Annotated in this window: 14 protein-coding genes; 9 read left to right on the top strand and 5 right to left on the bottom strand. The window is 68.8% G+C overall.

Annotated features, from left to right (window positions below; genetic code table 11):
• Positions 1 to 42: 42 nt before the first annotated feature.
• Positions 43 to 1,281 (bottom strand): DUF3422 domain-containing protein, encoded by a 1,239-nt coding sequence (locus FIU88_RS02485; RefSeq protein ID WP_152478052.1) that lies wholly within the window; start codon positions 1,279 to 1,281, stop codon positions 43 to 45.
• A 205-nt stretch (positions 1,282 to 1,486) separates the two neighbouring features.
• Entirely contained in the window at positions 1,487 to 2,455 is a 969-nt protein-coding gene (locus FIU88_RS02480) for a magnesium transporter CorA family protein (protein ID WP_152478051.1), read from the bottom strand.
• A gap of 116 nt (positions 2,456 to 2,571) precedes the next feature.
• Here FIU88_RS02480 and chrA point away from each other — a divergent pair, with 116 nt between their 5' ends.
• Positions 2,572 to 3,759: a chromate efflux transporter gene (gene chrA / locus FIU88_RS02475; protein ID WP_152478050.1), complete on the top strand. Its 1,188-nt coding sequence runs from the start codon at positions 2,572 to 2,574 to the stop codon at positions 3,757 to 3,759.
• A 115-nt stretch (positions 3,760 to 3,874) separates the two neighbouring features.
• On the opposite strand, the gene FIU88_RS02470 is transcribed toward chrA, so the two are convergent.
• Positions 3,875 to 4,588: a DUF3581 domain-containing protein gene (locus FIU88_RS02470; protein ID WP_016855092.1), complete on the bottom strand. Its 714-nt coding sequence runs from the start codon at positions 4,586 to 4,588 to the stop codon at positions 3,875 to 3,877.
• Between the two features lie 247 nt (positions 4,589 to 4,835).
• Between FIU88_RS02470 and nhaD the strand changes: the two genes are divergently transcribed.
• From nhaD to FIU88_RS02445, 5 genes are all read left to right on the top strand, one after another.
• Positions 4,836 to 6,308, top strand: coding sequence for a sodium:proton antiporter NhaD (gene nhaD, locus FIU88_RS02465; RefSeq protein ID WP_253742691.1), 1,473 nt, complete (start codon positions 4,836 to 4,838; stop codon positions 6,306 to 6,308).
• Positions 6,309 to 6,653: 345 nt separating this feature from the next.
• On the top strand, positions 6,654 to 7,103 hold the full coding sequence (locus FIU88_RS02460; RefSeq protein ID WP_216647295.1) for a hypothetical protein: 450 nt from the start codon (positions 6,654 to 6,656) through the stop codon (positions 7,101 to 7,103).
• Positions 7,072 to 8,292 carry a hypothetical protein gene (locus FIU88_RS02455; protein WP_216647294.1) on the top strand — a complete coding sequence of 407 codons (1,221 nt, stop codon included), beginning with the start codon at positions 7,072 to 7,074 and terminating at the stop codon, positions 8,290 to 8,292. The genes FIU88_RS02460 and FIU88_RS02455 overlap by 32 nt, the downstream gene beginning before the upstream one ends.
• Before the next feature lie 44 nt (positions 8,293 to 8,336).
• Entirely contained in the window at positions 8,337 to 11,162 is a 2,826-nt protein-coding gene (locus FIU88_RS02450; RefSeq protein WP_152478048.1) for an EAL domain-containing protein, read from the top strand.
• A gap of 51 nt (positions 11,163 to 11,213) precedes the next feature.
• The gene (locus FIU88_RS02445; protein ID WP_152478047.1) at positions 11,214 to 12,032 is read left to right on the top strand and encodes a PEP-CTERM/exosortase system-associated acyltransferase; all 819 of its coding nucleotides are present in this window, start codon (positions 11,214 to 11,216) and stop codon (positions 12,030 to 12,032) included.
• On the opposite strand, the gene FIU88_RS02440 is transcribed toward FIU88_RS02445, so the two are convergent.
• Positions 11,954 to 13,084, bottom strand: a complete 1,131-nt coding sequence (locus FIU88_RS02440; RefSeq protein ID WP_152478046.1) for a DUF3541 domain-containing protein — start codon at positions 13,082 to 13,084, stop codon at positions 11,954 to 11,956. The genes FIU88_RS02445 and FIU88_RS02440 overlap by 79 nt on opposite strands.
• Positions 13,081 to 13,830: a trimeric intracellular cation channel family protein gene (locus tag FIU88_RS02435; protein WP_152478045.1), complete on the bottom strand. Its 750-nt coding sequence runs from the start codon at positions 13,828 to 13,830 to the stop codon at positions 13,081 to 13,083. Before FIU88_RS02435 ends, FIU88_RS02440 begins: the two co-directional genes overlap by 4 nt.
• Positions 13,831 to 14,191: 361 nt before the next feature.
• Between FIU88_RS02435 and FIU88_RS02430 the strand changes: the two genes are divergently transcribed.
• The 3 genes from FIU88_RS02430 (at position 14,192) to FIU88_RS02420 (ending at position 17,192) form a co-directional block, all read left to right on the top strand.
• Positions 14,192 to 15,091, top strand: coding sequence for a LysR family transcriptional regulator (locus FIU88_RS02430; RefSeq protein WP_172977642.1), 900 nt, complete (start codon positions 14,192 to 14,194; stop codon positions 15,089 to 15,091).
• Between the two features lie 109 nt (positions 15,092 to 15,200).
• On the top strand, positions 15,201 to 16,001 hold the full coding sequence (locus FIU88_RS02425) for a putative hydro-lyase (RefSeq protein WP_253742689.1): 801 nt from the start codon (positions 15,201 to 15,203) through the stop codon (positions 15,999 to 16,001).
• A 108-nt stretch (positions 16,002 to 16,109) separates the two neighbouring features.
• A complete protein-coding gene (locus tag FIU88_RS02420) occupies positions 16,110 to 17,192 on the top strand; it encodes a TRAP transporter substrate-binding protein (protein ID WP_152478043.1) in 1,083 nt (360 codons plus the stop codon).
• Positions 17,193 to 17,239 lie beyond the last annotated feature (47 nt).

The raw sequence follows: 17,239 nt of genomic DNA, 5'->3' as shown, positions 1-17,239 counted from the left end.
CCGCATGCGGGCCCGTTCCCCGGGGCGCCGTTCGGCGCCCGCCTACTCGTGTCGCCTCACCCGCCAGATCCGCCAGGCCAGCACGGCGATGACCAGGATCGCCAGCGGCGCGAAGATCGCCGTCGCCCGCCACGGGGCGATCGCCATGCCCAGCGCCTCGAGGCTGACCAGCGCCAGCTTGATCAGGCTGAAGATGTAGTAGCTGATGACGATGATCGACAGGCCCTCGACGGCCTTCTGGATCTTCAGCTGGCTGCTGGTGCGCTCGTTGAGGCTGCGCAGCATCTCGACGTTCTGCTCTTCGATCTCCACCTGGGCGCGGGTTCTCAGCAGGTCGTTGAGGCGCGCCACGTTCTCGGCCAGCCGCTCCTGGCGGCGATCCACCGCGGCGCAGTAGCGCACCGTGGGCTGGAAGCGGCGCATCAGGAAGATGCCCAGCCGCTGGCAGTCGCCGACCCGGGTCTCGCGCAGCTCCTCGACCCGGGCGAAGACGATCCGCGCATAGGCCTCGGTGGCGGCGAAGCGGTGGCGGCTGCGCGCCCCGCTGCGCTCGAGCCTGGCCGACAGCGAGGCGATCGCCGCCAGCAGCGGCCGCGGACCCTCGGGGCGGTCTTCGGCGTTGCGGTCGGAGAGCTCGCCGAGCTCCGCCTCGAAGGCCGCCAGCTCGGCGCCGAGCGCCTTGGCCTGGGGCAGCGCCAGCGAGGCCATCATGCGATAGGTCTCGATCTCCAGCAGCCGACGGGCGATACGCCCGAGGCGGAAGTCGTTGAGGGCGCGATTGACGATCAGCAGCCGGTTGATGCCGGCCTCGTCGAGCTGGAAGTCGCTCCAGGCCGTGGCGTCGCCGCCGGCGACCCGCGAGCCGGCCGGGTCGCGAAAGCCGTAGTGCGCGGTGTCGCCGGCCCAGTCGGCCTCGTTCTCGACCCGGATCAGCGAGGCGCTGATCAGCGCCTCGTGGTGGGCCTCGGCGATCTCGGCCAGACGCCGCGGCGGGGCCGGCCACAGCGGCTCGCCGTCGGCGATCGGCGCCATCAGCGTCAGGGTGAAGAACTCGGTGTGGCGCTCCCACTTCAGCACCCGGTCGCCGTCGAGGGTCAGGATGCCCTGGACGTCGTCGGGGGCCGGCTGGGCGCCGGTCAGCTCGCATAGTCGCCGGACGATGCCGTCGCAGACGCCGTCGGTGTCGAGGAAGGCATAGTGGTGGAGGTGCGCCGGGCCGGCGAAGTAGATCGAGGGCCGGGCGTGCAGCTCGTTGTGCAGTTGTTCACGCTGGGGATGCATGGTCGGGGCCGCGTCAGAAAGAGGGAGCCTCGAGACTACGTGGCTCGGCGGCGGCCTTCACCCTGCCTCGCCGCACGCATGGGCAGCGCACGGGCCGGAAAGGCGGGCCATAACGCCATGCAATCATGGCGTTAGCCTCGATCGAGGCGCGCCTCGCCGGCGTGAGTGGCGTCAACGCTGCGGCACTATGCCCCACCGGACCCGTTCATAGCCATTTGACGCGGCGGAACCACCACAGCAGCCCGACGCCGATCGTCAGCATCACGCCCATCACGATGAAGTAGCCGTAGCGGTAGTCGAGCTCCGGCATGTGGCCGAAGTTCATGCCGTAGATGCCGGCGATGAAGGTCAGCGGCACGAAGATCGCGGTGATCACCGTCAGCACCCGCATGGTCTCGTTGAGCCGGTGCGAGGACAGCGACAGGTGGCCGTCGATCAGGTCGCCGCAGATGTCGTAGTACATCTGGGTCAGGCTGTGCAGCCGCTCGAAGCGCTCGTGCACGTCGTTGATGGCGTGCAGGGTCTCCTCGTTGCCGCGTGGCAGGTGGGCGTAATCGTAGGCGGTGATCTCCTGGGTGATGCCCAGGTGGTAGTTGTAGAGCCGGCGCATCTTCACCAGCCGCGAGCGATAGCCGATCAGCCGTCGCATCAGCTCGTCGTTGCCGTTCTCGATCAGGGCGTCCTCGAGGTCGCTCAGCTCGGTCTCGAAGGCCAGCAGGCCGTCCAGGTAGTAGCCGGCGGAGGCGTACATGACCCGCAGCGCCACGTATTCCGGCGATCGCGCCAGCAGGGCGCCGGCGTCCTGGCTCATCAGCCGATCGATGCTCAGCGCCAGGCCCGGATGCAGGCTGATCAGCAGGCGCTCGCCGAGCAGGAAGGCGATTCGCTGCGGCACATAGGCGAGCTCAGCGTCGAAGGAGGAGATGCCGCGATAGAGGATCAGGGTGTGGTCCTCGAACTCCTCGATCTTCGGCGGATGGCGCTCGCGGTGGACGTCGTCGATGGCCAGCGGGTGGAAGCCGAAGTCTTCCAGCAAGGCTCGCTCGTCGGCCACCGATTCCCCCTGCAGGTCGACCCACAGATGGCTGTCGGGACGCTCTCGCCAGCGTGCGATCAGCTCCTCGCCGCCGCGGCGCTCGGCCTCGCCCGGCTCCACCAGCAGGGTACGTATCATCGCTCGGTCATCCTTTGACGGGATAATGTCGGCATCTTGCGGCATGGGCCGGCGTTTGCCCACCCCGGCCGCGGCCGTCTGCCAGCTCGTCTTGCCACATCCTGTCCGGAGCGATCATGTCCCCTGCCTCCCGCGTCGCCGACGTCTTCCGCGCCTTCCTGCTGCTGGGCCTGACCGCCTTCGGCGGCCCCGTCGCCCACCTGGGCTATTTCCGCCAGGAATTCGTGGTGCGACGCCGCTGGCTCGACGAGCACGCCTACGCCGATCTGGTGGCGCTGTGCCAGTTCCTGCCGGGCCCGGCCAGCAGCCAGGTCGGCTTCGCCCTGGGCCTCTTGCGCGGCGGCCCGCTGGGCGCCCTGGCCGCCTGGGCGGCCTTCACCCTGCCCTCGGCGCTGCTGCTGATGGCCTTCGCGCTGGGCGCGGCAAGCCTGTCCGGCCCGCTGGGCGACGGCCTGCTGCATGGCCTGAAGGTGGTCGCGGTGGCCATCGTCGCCCATGCCGTCTGGGGCATGGCGATCCGCCTGTGCCCCGACCGGCGCCGCGCCACCATCGCCGTGGCCGCGACGCTGCTGGTGCTGGCGGTGAACGGCCCCGCGGGCCAGCTGCTGGCCATCGTGCTCGGCGGCCTGGCCGGCGGGCTGATCTGCCGCGAGGCCGCCCAGGCCACGCCGGCGGTGCTGAACGTGGGCCTGAGTCGGCGCACCGGCGCACTCTGCCTGCTGGCCTTCGCCGGCCTGCTGGTCGGGCTGCCGCTGCTGGCCCAGGCGGGCGTCGGTCAGGGCATCGCCCTGGTGGACGCCTTCTACCGCTCGGGGGCGCTGGTGTTCGGCGGCGGCCACGTGGTGCTGCCGCTGCTTCAGGCCGAGGTGGTGCAGCCGGGCTGGGTGTCGCCGGACGACTTCCTGACCGGCTACGGTGCGGCCCAGGCGGTGCCGGGGCCGCTGTTCACCTTCTCGGCCTATCTGGGCATGGTCACGGGCGGCGTGCCCGGCGCCTTGCTGGCCCTGGGGGCGATCTTCCTGCCGGGGATGCTGCTGCTCGCGGGGGCGATACCGTTCTGGAGCGCCCTGCGCGCCCGGCCGGGGCTGCAGGCGGCGATGCGCGGCGCCAACGCCGCGGTGGTGGGCCTGCTGGCGGCGACGCTGTATCGGCCGGTATGGACGAGCGCCGTCCTGGGGCCGGCAGAGTTCGCGCTGGCCCTGGTGGGCTTTCTGCTGCTGACGGTATGGCAGCGCCCGGCCTGGTGGGTGGTGCTGCTGTGCGGCCTGGGCGGCATGCTGCTGGGGCTTCCGTCGTCGCCCTGACCGTGCGAGGCCAGACGTGTGGCCCTTACATATGGCCCCAGACGCAAGGACCGCCCCGAAGGGCGGTCCTGTCGCATGCGATGAGGCGAGTGCGATGCGGCGATGCGAACGAGGCTCAGGCCTCGGCGTCGTGGGCCGCCTTGAGGCGATAGAACTCCTCGACCACGGCGTCCATGGTGCAGGCGTCGTAGTCGCACAGGCCGCTGACCACCAGCTTCTTGGAGCCGGTACCGACCTCCTCGCCGCCGGCCATGATGCGGAACTCGAGCAACGCATCGCCGCGCTTGCCGATGACCTCCAGCGAGGCGTCGGCCAGCTCCAGGCCGGGCTCGATGCCGTCCAGGCGCTCCAGCGAGAACCCCATGCTGTCGTAGATCACCAGCGGGCGCTTGGGATTGAACATCACCCCGCGGTCTTCCATCAGCGGCTTCAGATAGTGCGGGAAGTTCTTGCCGGAGAAGGCCACGTAGCAGCGGGTGAAGGCCTCGACCACGGCCTCGTCGTGGGTGATGTCACCGCTGCGCTCCACCTCGAGATAGCACTTGCCGCCGTCGTCGCGCACGCGGATCCGGCCGTCGTCGTCCTCGTCGAAGGCCAGCGGCACCTCGGCGCCGACCATGCTCAGGAAACGGAAGGTCATGTGCTGGGAGAGGCCGAAACGGGCCAGTACCAGGGCAAAGAGCAGGTCGCCGGGCACGCAGAAACGACGCGCATCCGGATTGTGAATGGGGTTGAAGTCACCGGCGACGCGCTTGGCGAAACGGCTGGCCTGCTCGGCGGTGATGCAGAGCCGCGAGTCCGTGCGCGAGTGGTAATCATCGAGAAACATGCGTCGAGAGCCTGCCCTGAAGTCGTTGGCGATGCGGTTCCGGTCAGCGCCGGAGGGGGCAGATGATGCCACAAAATTTCCCTCTTCGGGCGCCCAATCCGACATCCGGTGTCGACCCTAGCGTTGATACGCAGCGCCACCCCCTACCAAAGAGGCAATACCGTCGACGGCGCGCCTCAGTAATCTGTAGGAGACACCTCATTTTCCGGATGCTTCACACACTCTTCGCTACGGGATGATCGTCGCCATGCAGACTCTCCACCGTTCGCCTCCCGCTCGATTCCCTGCCCCTCGCTGGCTGGCCCTCGCGCCGCTGGCGTTTCTCGCCTCTCCCGCCGCGGCCGCCACCGGCTCGATGGACCTGACCCAGTCGTTCGTCGGCGGCCTGGCGGTGATGATCTTCGTGCTGGCCTACGCGCTGGTCATGGCCGAGGAAAAGATCCACATGCGCAAGTCGAAACCGGTGCTGGTGGCGGCCGGCCTGATATGGGGGCTGATCGGCTGGGTCTACGTGCAGTCCGGCATGTCGAGCGAGTCCGAGCACGCCTTCCGCATGACCCTGCTCGAGTTCACCGAGCTGATGCTGTTCCTGCTGGTGGCGATGACCTACATCAACGCCATGGACGAACGCGGCGTCTTCGACGCCCTGCGCGCCTGGATGGTGCGCAAGGGCTTCAGCTACCGCACCCTGTTCTGGATGACCGGCCTGCTGTCGTTCGTGATCTCGCCGGTGGCCGACAACCTGACCACGGCGCTGCTGATGTGCGCCGTGGTCACCAAGGTCGCCGAGGGCGACAAGGCCTTCATCAACCTGGCCTGCATCAACATCGTGGTGGCGGCCAACGCCGGCGGCGCCTTCAGCCCCTTCGGCGACATCACCACCCTGATGGTGTGGCAGGCCGGCATCGTGCACTTCCAGGAGTTCTTCGCCCTGCTGGTGCCGTCGCTGGTGAACTTCCTGATTCCCGCCGCGGTGATGAGCCTGTTCATCGAGAATCGCGTACCGGCCAGCCTCGAGGAAGACGTGTTCCTCAAGCGCGGGGCGCGACGTATCATCGTGCTGTTCCTGCTCACCGTGAGCACCGCCGTGGCCTGCCACACCCTGCTGCATCTGCCGCCGGTGCTGGGCATGATGACCGGGCTCGGCTACCTGCAGTTCTTCGGCTATTACCTGCGACAGACCCTGCCGCGCTCGATCGAGCGCAAGCGCACCCTCTACACCCAGCGCGGCGACTGGAAGATGCTCGAGCAGCTGGGCAGCGTGGTACCCTTCGACGTCTACAAGCGGGTGGCGCGGGCCGAATGGGACACCCTGCTGTTCTTCTACGGCGTGGTGATGTGCGTGGGCGGCCTGGGCTTCATGGGCTATCTGGCGCTGCTGTCCGATGCCCTCTACACCGGCTGGAACGCCACCGGTGCCAACATCGTGCTCGGCGTGATCTCGGCGGTGGTCGACAACATCCCGGTGATGTTCGCGGTGCTGACCATGGAGCCGGACATGTCCCACGGCCACTGGCTGCTGATCACGCTGACCGCCGGGGTCGGCGGCAGCCTGCTGTCGGTGGGCTCCGCGGCCGGGGTCGCGCTGATGGGCCAGGCACGGGGTAACTACACTTTCATGGGCCACCTGCGCTGGTCGCCGGTGATCGCCCTGGGCTACGCCGCCAGCGTGGCCACGCACCTGTGGATCAACGCCGGCAGCTTCGGCGTCTATGGCTGAGGCCAGGCCCGTCGACGGGGCCGCCGGAGCGCCTCCGGGAGGCAGCCGCACCGTGAGTGCATTATCTTTTCGTCATACATTGAATGACGGTAAGCTGTGCGTGAATGCTCATCGCGCCCCGGGCCGGGCCATTCGCCCGGCCGAGGGTCGCCGCGAGCGACATAACGACAACGCCCGACGAGTCGCCAGGGAGATAGCGCCATCGTCCTCATCCCGCACTCCTTCAGCGCCAGTGTCCCGATGGCGCCCGATCCGGACCGGCCGGCGTTGCGGCGTGAGCCGTCGTGTCCGCTGCGAGGCTCCTCCAGCGCGAGCCCGGCTCACGTCATCATGGGGAGGGTCTGAATGCTCGGACGTCTGATACAGGCCCTCGGACTATGGCTGCTGCTGGGGCTCGCGCCCTCGGCGGCGGCTCAGGACAACGGCGAGGATCCGCAGGCGGTGCTGCTGGTGGCCCACCCGGGCGTCACCACGCATCGCCTGCCCCGCGACGCCACCCGGGCGCTGTTCGCCATGCGCCAGCGCACCTGGCCCAACGGCCAGGCCACCCGCATCTTCGTGCTGCCCAATCGCCACCCCGTGCACGCCCGTTTCGTCAAGCAGCGCCTGTCGGTCTATCCCCACCAGCTGCAGCTGGCCTGGGACCGCGCGGTGTTTTCCGGAACGGGACAGGCGCCCGAGCGGGTGAGCAGCCAGGCCGAGATGCTCGAACAGATCGCCAGCACCCCAGGCGCCCTGGGATATCTGGAAAGGGAGAAGCTGGATGACCGTGTCCAAGTCATTACCATGGAATAAGCCATGCACCGCCTGGGCTCTCGGCGCGGTACTGCTGGCCGCCGTCGCTCCGGCGCACGCCAGGGAGGGCGAGGTGCTGGACACGCTGCAGCTGCACGGCTTCTTGAGCCAGGCGCTGGTGATCACCGATGACAACGACTTCTTCGGCCCCAGCAGCGAACACGGCGGCAGCCTGGAGTTCACCGAGCTGGGGGCCAACGTCTCGCTGCGCCCCCACGAGGACGTGCTGATCGCGGCCCAGGTGCTCAGCCGCCGGGCCGGCGGCGAGAGCGGCGACGCCGAACCGAAGCTGGACTACGGCCTGATCGATTATCAGCTGCTGTCCAACCAGCAGCGCAACATCGGCGTGCAACTGGGCCGCTTCAAGAACCCCTTCGGCTTCTACAACCAGACCCGGGACGTGGCCTTCACGCGCCCTGGCATCCTGCTGCCGCAGTCGATCTACTTCGATCGCACCCGCTCGCTGGCCCTCTCCGCGGACGGGGTGCTGGGCTACTACGAGGAACGCCTGCCTCAGGGCACCTTGAGCTTCCAGGCGGGCGTCGGCCGCGTCCAGGCCGGCGACGACCTGCTCGAGACCCTGCGCCTGGACCGCTTTCCCGGCGATCTTGAGCCGCACACCTCCGCCATCGGCCAGGTCCGCTACGAGCACGACGGGGGACGCGTCGTCGCGGCACTGAGCACGGCCGACGTCGGCGCCCATTTCGACTCGCGCCAGCCCGGGCTCAGCGATGGCGACTTCTACTTCCGGCCCTGGGTGCTGTCACTGCAGTACAACGCCGAGCTCTGGAGCCTCACCGCCGAGTACGCCCTGCGCAACTCCGGCCTGGAAGGCTTCAACGACCCGCGCTTCAACTTCGATACCACCGGCGAGAGCTGGTACCTGCAGTACCAGCGGCGCTTTTTCGACGACTGGCAGTGGCTGGTACGCTACGACCATCTCCTGGCCAACCGCGACGATCCCTCCGGTGACGATTTCGCCGCCAGCGGCGCCGGCCCTGACCACTCGCAGTTCGCCCGGGACTGGACCTTCGGCCTGCAATGGACGCCCACGCCGCGGATCATGCTGGCCGGCGAATATCACTACATCGACGGCACCGGCTGGCTGCCGGCCCAGGACAACCCCGAACCATCGGACACGGACCGCTACTGGAACATGCTGCTGTTCCAGGTCGCGTTCCGCTTCTAGCGCTCTCCGGACGCCTCCTCCATGACAGCCAAGGAACCGGCGCAATGACCCTGCCCCCGCTGTTTCGCCAGCGCCGACCGCTGAGCCTGACCTGGCGCGTGATCGCGCTCAGCAGCCTGCTGCTGCTGGTACTGGTCTCGCTGTTCACCTGGCTGGGCCATACCACGCTGACCCGCCAGTTCCAGGAGGGTCGCCTGCAGCAGCATGCGCTCCATCACCGCGAGGTGCGCCTGATCCTGCAGCGCTCGGAGGAAGAACTGCGCCAACTGGCCGGCCTGGCCGCGGCGTCCTCGGGCTTGGGCGAGGCCCTGGAAGCCGATGATCACGCCGCCGTACGTGCCTCGCTGGCGGCCCAATGGCCGAGCCTGCAGCTGGACGCGGGCATCGACGAGATCCGGATCTTCGACGACCGGGGCGAGGCGATGGCGAACTGGGGCAGCTCGCCGGAGCACGGCACCCCCCTCCAGAGCTGGATCGCACAGGTGTTCCGCACAGAGACACCGTTGACGACCCTGCGCTGTGACGTCGACTGCCGCCAGTATGCCGCCGTGCCGGTGCTGATCGACGGGCGCAGCGTGGGCCTGGTCATCCTGTCCCGGACGCTCGCCGACGTGATTCTCCAGATCAAGTCGGTCTCGAACAGCGAGGTGGCGCTGCTGGGCGCTTCCTCTCGCTCCAGCAACGACGCCGTGCCGGCGCGTCGGCTGTCCGGCTGGCAAGGCCAGCTGCTGGCCCTGACCGAGGAGCAGCCGGGCCTGTCGCTGCTGCGACGGGCCGCCCAGCGGGTGTCGCTGGACACCCTCGCCGACGGCCCGTTACAGCTGCCCCACGAGCAGCGTCTGAAGGAACTGTCGGCCATTCCCGTGACCCGGATTCGATCCGCTGACGATGCCGGCTATCTGCTGCTGATCTCGGATATCACCGCCCAGGTGAATTCCATCAATCAAGACACGCGGATCCTGCTGGGTGCCGGGGTCGCCGGCTGGCTCGCCGCCGAGCTGCTGCTGCTGGCCATCCTGCTGGGCCCCATGGCGCGGCTGCGGCGGGTCGCCAGCGTGCTGCCGGCCCTGGCCCGGGGCGGCTTCGCCGAGGCGCGCAGTACCATTCCCGCCGCGCCCGGACGCTGGCCCGACGAGATCGACGTGCTGGAGGGCACCACCGTCGAGCTCTCCCACCAGCTCGAGCGACTCGAGGGCGAGGTTCAGGCCCGGGGCGAACAGCTCGCCGAGCGCGTCGACGAACTGGCCAGGGAGCGCGACTTCGTCGGCGGCCTGCTCGATACCGCCCGGGTGTTCATCATCGCCCAGGACGCCGCCAGGCGGATCAGCCTGGTCAATGCCTATACCCTGTCGATCCTCGACGTCGAGGAGGCGACGCTGATCGGGCGTCACTTCGACGACCTCTTCCCGCTCCCCGGACATTCGCCGATCGCGGATGTCGGCAGCACCGAGGAGGAGGAGCGCACCCTGCTCACCGTCGATGGCCAGGTGCATACCATCGTCTGGTATCACGCGCCCCTGACCAGCGGCGGCGACACGGGCATGGCGCGCCTCTCGGTGGGGCTCGACATCACCGAGCGCAAGGCCGCCGAGGGCCACCTGACCTGGCTGGCCGAACGCGACCCGCTCACCGAACTCTACAATCGTCGCCACTTCCAGGAGACCGTCCAGACGGCCCTCGAGCGCGGCGGCCACGGCGCCTTGCTGCTGCTCGACCTGGACCAGTTCAAGGTGGTCAACGAGCTGAGCGGCCACCACGCCGGCGACCGGCTGCTGCGCGAGGTCGCCGACGCGCTGCAGTTCCATCTCGGCCGGCGCGGCAGCCTGGCGCGGCTGGGCGGCGACGAGTTTGCCCTGCTGCTCGAAGGCGCCGATGCCGAGCAGGCGATCGGCGTGGCACAGCAGTGCAACCAGCTCCTCGAGGGCATGCACTTCCGGGCCGGCGGGCGGCGTCACCGGGCCATCGCCAGCATCGGTGTCGTCCAGTATCCCGCCCACGGCGATACCCCCGCCGACCTGCTGGCCAGCGCCGACGTCGCCATGTACAAGGCCAAGGAACACGGCCACCAGCGCTGGCACCTGCTGTCCACGCTGGAGAATGCCAAGAGCGAGCTGAAGGAGCGCGTCTACTGGGTCGAGCGGCTGCGCAAGGCCCTGCAGGAAGACGATTTCGTGCTGATGGTGCAGCCGATCATGCGGCTCGCGGATCGCGACGTGAAGCACTACGAGGTGCTGGTCCGAATGCGCGAGGAGGACGGCAGCCTGATCTCGCCCGCCCACTTCATCCCGGTCGCCGAGCGCAACGGCATGATCGTCCAGCTGGACCGCTGGGTGCTGCGCCACAGCCTGCAGGCCCTTCAACGGCTTCAAGCGAAGGGCATCAGCCTGGCGGTCAATCTCTCCGGACAGTCACTGCACGACAAGGGAATCGAGCATTTCCTCGCCGAGGAGCTGGCCAGCAGCGGCGCCGACCCGCATCATCTGATTCTCGAGGTCACGGAGACCGCGGCGGTCACCGACTTCTCCACGGCCCGGGGCGTGCTGCAGGCGATGCGCGACCTGGGCTGCCGCAGCGCCCTCGACGACTTCGGCGTCGGCTTCAGCAGCTTCCACTACCTGGGCCAGCTGCCGGTCGATTACATCAAGATCGACGGTTCCTTCATCCGCCACCTGACCGATAGCCCCGACAATCGCGTCATCGTCCGGGCCATCGCCGATCTCGCGGCAGGCTTCGGCAAGCAGACCATCGCCGAATTCGTCGATAACGACGAGGTGCTGCCGCTGCTGGATGCCTACGGCATCACCTACGGGCAGGGCTTCCATCTCGGGCGGCCGCGACCGCTGGAGACCCTGCTCGACGACGGCACCTGATCGGGGCCACGCTCCGCCAACCAGAACTCAACGACACAGGGATGCCATGCCATGTCCTCGACCACCGCGAAGGAGACGCCACGCCGCACACGGATCTCCCCCCACCTCTTCGAGCGGTTCCAGCAGACCTTCGCCTTCCGGCTCGCCGATGACGACGAGACGCGACGCCGCATCTTCCGACTGCGTCACGACGTCTACTGTGAGGAGCTGGGGTACGAGGCACCGGCGGATCCGGTGCATCACCTGGAATTCGATGCCCACGACGAGCACGCCATCCTGTGCCTGATCGAACATCGCGAGACCGGCCTCTCGGCGGGCTGCATGCGTCTGGTGCTGCCGAGGGCCACCCGGCATGACGGCGTCCCGCGCCTGCCGCTCGAGGACTATGCCGGCGACAGCCTGGACCACCCGACGCTTCATCCCCAGCGCTTCACCCACGACGCGGTCTGCGAGGTATCGCGACTGGCGGTCTCGCCGCTGTTTCGCCGGCGCTCGACCCAGGAGGAGATCGAGGGGCTGCTGCATGACCAGCACGTCTTCACCCCCGAGCAGCGCGAGACCTTTCCGCTGATCGTGATCGGCCTCTTCCTGGCCACCTACGCCTTGCTGGGCCTGTCCGGTCGCCCGCATGCCTTCGCCATGATGGAGCCACGACTGCCGCGGTTGCTGTCGATGTCGGGCTTCCTGTTCACCCCGGTCGGCCGGGTCATCGATTTCCATGGCAATCGCGGCGCCTTCTACATCGACCAGCGCCGGGTCGAGGGGGACATGAACCGCGACCTGCTGCCGCTCTATCGCGACATCAAGCGCACGCTGGCCTCGCAGCTGGAAGGCGCCCTGCCCCGGCAGGCGCTCGGCGCCCCGTCCTGACGGCCGGACGACAGGATCGGGCCCGGATAGAGCCGCTCCGGCCAGTCCAGCAGCATGATCGCCAGCACGTTGCGATGCTCGCCGTGCTCGAGATCGATGCCGCCCCACTCCGAGGGCACCATCCCGGCGACGGGATCATAGGCCGCCACCAGCGCCTCGCGCAGGCGCGTCACGGCCGGCGCCTGCTCCCGACCGGCCAGCAGGAAACTGATGCCCACCTCGGTATAGATGTCCGCCTTGGTATCGGCCAGGATTCGCGCCAGGTCGTCGGCGAAGTCGTCGAGGACCCAGGCGAACTCGTCCGCCGAGACCGGTCGCTGATAGTAGTCGCTGGCGGCGATCACGAAGTGGGTCATGCCGTAGATCTTGTTGCGGTACAGCGCCCGGTCGAGCGAGGCGTCCCGGGACGGCGGGAAGCGCTGCCGGAAGGCGGCGATGGCCTCGCCGCGCAGGTCCGCCACGCCCAGATCCTCCAGGTAGTAGACCAGGTTGGCGACCTGGGCGGCGTAGACGTCGAGCACCTCCGGGTCGGTCACGAAGGCCAGGAAGTCGATGCCCGAGAGGTACGCCAGCGCCTGCCGGTAGCCCGGCAGGTCTCGCTCGTTGAGCAGCCCGTGGTAGTGGGCCTGGGTCAGGTCGAAGGCCAGCCCCTTGGCGTAGTGGATCTCGCCCCAATCGGCCAGCATGCGCTTGCGCCGGCGCTGCTTGGCGGTGCGTTCGGGATAGCCCTCGACGCCCTCGCGGCTGCGACGCGCCACATAGCCGGGCTCGTCCAGCCTGGCGATCTCCTCGCGCAGCGACGCCACCAGTCGCTCGCCGTAGGCCCGATTGAGGGGCAACCAGCGCTCGTCGCCGGTGATGCGATACAGCCGCTGGGCATAGTGGCGCTGCTTGCCTGCCGAGAGGGTCGGCAGGGCCCGTTCGTAGGTGGCGCGAATCTCGGCCGCCACCGTCTCGTCGCTGGGTCTCGGGGCGGGGCCGAGGGCACAGCCGGCCAGCAGCAGTGCCAGCCCCCAGCCGAGCAGCCGGCGCCATGGGGCGTGCCGGTTCATGACGACCTCCTGCGGCGGCGTGACCGCTCCGGGGGAATCAGCTTGACCCGTGCCTTGGGCCGGCGCGGCGGCGCGGGCGGCGGTGCGTCGTCGTCCGTCTCGCTCGGCGCCGGGGCGGGCGGCGGCGCCACCGTCACCCAGGCGAAGACCGGCAGGGCGAGGTGCCAGTGGATGGCCGACAGCCGCAGGCCCAGCGTGGTGGCAAGCGAAGCCGCCACGTTCAGCGCGAAGGGCGTGCCCAGCGCTTCCAGGCCCACCAGCACGACGCCGCCGACAATGGCGGCGGTGGCATAGATCTCCTGGCGCAGCACCATGGGCACGCGGCGCGCCAGCACGTCGCGCATCATGCCGCCGGCCACCCCGGTCAGCAGCCCCATCAGCACCGCCACCACGCCGGGCGCCTCCAGCGTCAGGGCCTTGTGGGTACCGATCACGGTGAACAGCGCCAGGCCGAAGGCATCGGCCACCGGCAGGAAGCCCCGCGACAGGCGATGGATGTAGTGGAAGCCGAGCACCGACAGCCCCACCGTGGCCAGGATCACCCACAGGTAGGCGGGATCGCCGACCCAGAACACCGGCCGCACCCCGAGCACCAGGTCGCGCAGGGTGCCGCCGCCGATCCCGGTCACCGCCGCCAGCACCAGCATGCCGAAGGGATCCATGCGCGAACGGCAGGCGAGGATCACCCCCGAGAGGGCGAAGACGATCACCCCCGCCATGTCCAGCCAGTAGACCAGCCCCGTCACGTCGTCGCTCCTTGCTCTCGTGCCTCGTCTGGACTCAGGATACGCGATATGCGGTGGCGCGGCGTAGCATCGCCGAGAGGCGTGGCACGGGCCCGGTGGCGGGCGCCCACCCCCTCGGCCGGCCTCGGCCGGGTCGCCCTGGGGATGTCACCGCGATGGGGCCGGGGGTATGCTTCATGCATCATGGTTAAATCATGTCATCGTTCTCGAAGGCCCCATTCCCGATGCCGTTTTCGTTGCCGCCTCCTGTCTGCCGTCCTTTCGCCGCCGCCCTGACCGCGGTCGCCACCGCCCTGTTCGGGTTGCCCGTCAGCGACCAGACAGGCCTGCGCAGCGGCATGCTGGGCGGGGCCGGCTGACGATGTTCGACTTCAAGGAACTCGAAGCCTTCGTGTGGATCGTGCGCCTCGGCTCCTTCCGGCTGGCGGCGCATCACCTGCACCTGACCCAGCCGTCGGTGTCCGACCGCATCGGCAAGCTCGAGGCGCTGATCGGCGAGCGGCTGCTGGAGCGCTCCCAGCGCCCGGTCAAGCCCACCGCCAAGGGCCGCCAGTTCTACCGCCATGCCGAGCAGCTGCTCGAGGCACGCCAGCAGGCGCTCACGATGCTGGAGCTGGAGACGCCCTTCCAGGGCACCCTGCGCCTGGGGGTGGTGGAAACCGTGGCCCACAGCTGGCTGCCCGATTTCCTGGCCGAGCTGGCCAGACGCTTCCCCGAGATGACGCTCGAGCTCGAGGTGGACAGGTCGCCGGGGCTCGCCGACAAGCTCGCCCAGCACGACATCGACCTGGCCTTCCTGATGGGCCCGGTGAATATCGAGAACGTGCTCAACCGCTACCTGTGCCATTACACCATGGGCCTGGTGGCGAGCCCCGCCCTGGGCTTCGACCCGGCCTTCTTCTCGCTGCCGCGCCTGGGCCAGACCCCGCTGATCACCTTCGCCCGTCACACCCGCCCCTACCACGAGCTGGGCTCGCTGCTGCACCAGCAGGGGATCGACGACGTCAAGCTGCACTGCTCGAGCTCGCTGTGGACCATCGTGCGCATGACCCTCGACGGGCTCGGCATCGGCGCCATTCCGCCACGCATCGTGAAGGAGGAACTGGCCAGCGGCGCGCTGGTCCAGCTGCCCTGCCAACTGCCCGCCCTGACCTTCACCGCCTGTTGGCCCCAGCACCTCGACGGCACCCTGGCGGAGGGCGTCACCGAGCTTGCCATCGAGATCGCCCAGCGCGATCAGGCGGCCCACGAGGACGGCTGATCGGCGGAATGAAAGGTTTTGCCGATCAAAAAGTATCGTAAGAATCGATTGGATTTATCAAAGGCGGGTTCCTATCGTGAAGGCATAATCACAAACAGAAGATATCGCCATGCCTTCTTCTTCCTCGATGGCCTCGGCAAGCCCCGCCGAATGCCGCCAGGCGATTCGCCGCGGCGAGTGGACGCGTCACACCAGCGGCCTCGCCGCCGGCTACGCCCAGGCCAACCTGGTGATCCTGCCTGCGCAGTATGCCGACGACTTCCTGCGCTTCTGCCTGATGAACCCCAAGCCCTGCCCGCTGCTGGACGTGACCCGTCCCGGCGACCCGGTGCCCCACGGCCTGGGCGAGGGGATCGACCTGCGCCACGACCTGCCCCGCTACCGGCTCTATCGCCACGGCGCCCTGGACGGCGAGTGCAGCGACATCGCCGAGCTGTGGCAGGACGACTTCGTCGGCTTCTCGATCGGCTGTTCCTTCTCGTTCGAGGAGGCGCTGATCAATGATGGCCTCGACGTGCGCCACGTCACCCATGACCGCAACGTGCCGATGTATCGCACCAACCGTGCCCTGACCCCGAGCGGCGTCTTTCGTGGCGAGCTGGTGGTGTCGATGCGCCCCTTCCCGGCCGCCCAGGCGATCCGTGCCATCCAGCTCACCACCGACATGCCGCGGGTGCATGGCGCCCCGATCCATCTCGGCCACCCGGAGCTGCTCGGCATCGAGGATCTGGCCGCGCCGGACTTCGGCGAGCCGCCGGTGCTGCACGACGACGACCTGCCGGTGTTCTGGGCCTGCGGCGTGACCCCCCAGCTCGCCATCGAACAGGCGAAACTGCCGCTGGTGATCACCCACAGCCCGGGCCACATGTTGATCACCGACCTGCCCAACCAGCAGCTGAAGTTCGGCTGAGCCGGGCCGCTCGTTCTCGGGGCCGGCTCGACCCCGCATCCTCGGGCATCGCGATCCGACGATTCACCACGACAACACGACATAACAGCAACAAGAGGCAAGCCCCCCATGACCGCATTCCGTCGTCCCGTCTCTGCCTGTCGCCCGACCCGCCTGGCCTCCCGCCTGGTCGGCCTCGGCCTGATCGGCCTCGCCGCCTCGGCCAGCGCCGAGACCTCCCTCAACGTGGTCGGCAGCTGGAGCAGCCTCGAGCTGCACCGCCAGTTCGAGAAGCCCTTCTGGAGCGAGACCCTGCCCGCGCAGAGCAACGGCGAGATCGCCACCCAGGTCACCACCCACGACCAGATGGGCATCACCGGCGGCGACGTCTTCCGCTACCTGGGCGATGGCCTCTTCGATGTGGGCATGACGGTGGCCGACTACACCGTGGGCGACGCCCCGGCCCTCGAGGGCCTGGACCTGCCGATGATGGCCAGCGACATCGACTCCGCCCAGCGGGTCGCCGACGCCTTCCGCCCGCTGGCCGAGTCGACCATGAACGAGCGCTTCAACAGCCACGTGCTGGCCATCGTGCCCTACCCGGCCCAGGTGCTGTTCTGCAACACCCCGATCGAGGGCGTCGAGAGCCTGACCGACAAGAAGGTCCGCGCCAGCGGCCGCTCGACCGGCGAGTTCATCGAGGCGCTGGGCGCCCAGAGCCTCAACATCGCCTTCAACGAGGTGCCGGGCTCGCTGGAGCGCGGCGTGATCGACTGCGCGGTGACCGGCTCCCTGTCCGGCTACAGCGCCGGCTGGCACGAGGTCTCGAGCCACCTGCTGGCGCTGCCGATGGGCGGCTGGGACTACGTGATCACCGCCATCAACCTCGACAAGTGGAACGGCCTCGACGAGACCACCCAGGACCAGATCCAGTCGAGCCTCGACAGCGAGTTCGTCGCCCCGGTATGGGACAACGCCCGCACCGAGACCGCGCGTGGCATCGCCTGCCTGACCGGCCAGGGCGAGTGCCCGCTGGGCGACCCCGCCGGCATGACCCTGGTGAACGCCACCGAAGATGACCTGGCCGCCGCCCGCCAGGCCCTCGAGGACACCGTGCTGCCCGCCTGGGCCGCCCGTGTCGATGCCGACACCCTTGAGGCCTGGAACTCCAGCGTGGGCCAGGTCGTCGACCTGACCGCCACCACGCCCTGAATGGCCGTTCGCCGCCCCGCGCTGGCGGGGCGGCCAACCCTCGAGGT

Origin of the sequence: Halomonas sp. THAF12 (genome assembly GCF_009363675.1) — a bacterium.
Lineage (GTDB): Bacteria > Pseudomonadota > Gammaproteobacteria > Pseudomonadales > Halomonadaceae > Halomonas > Halomonas smyrnensis.
This window is presented reverse-complemented; position numbering and strand designations above follow the sequence as displayed.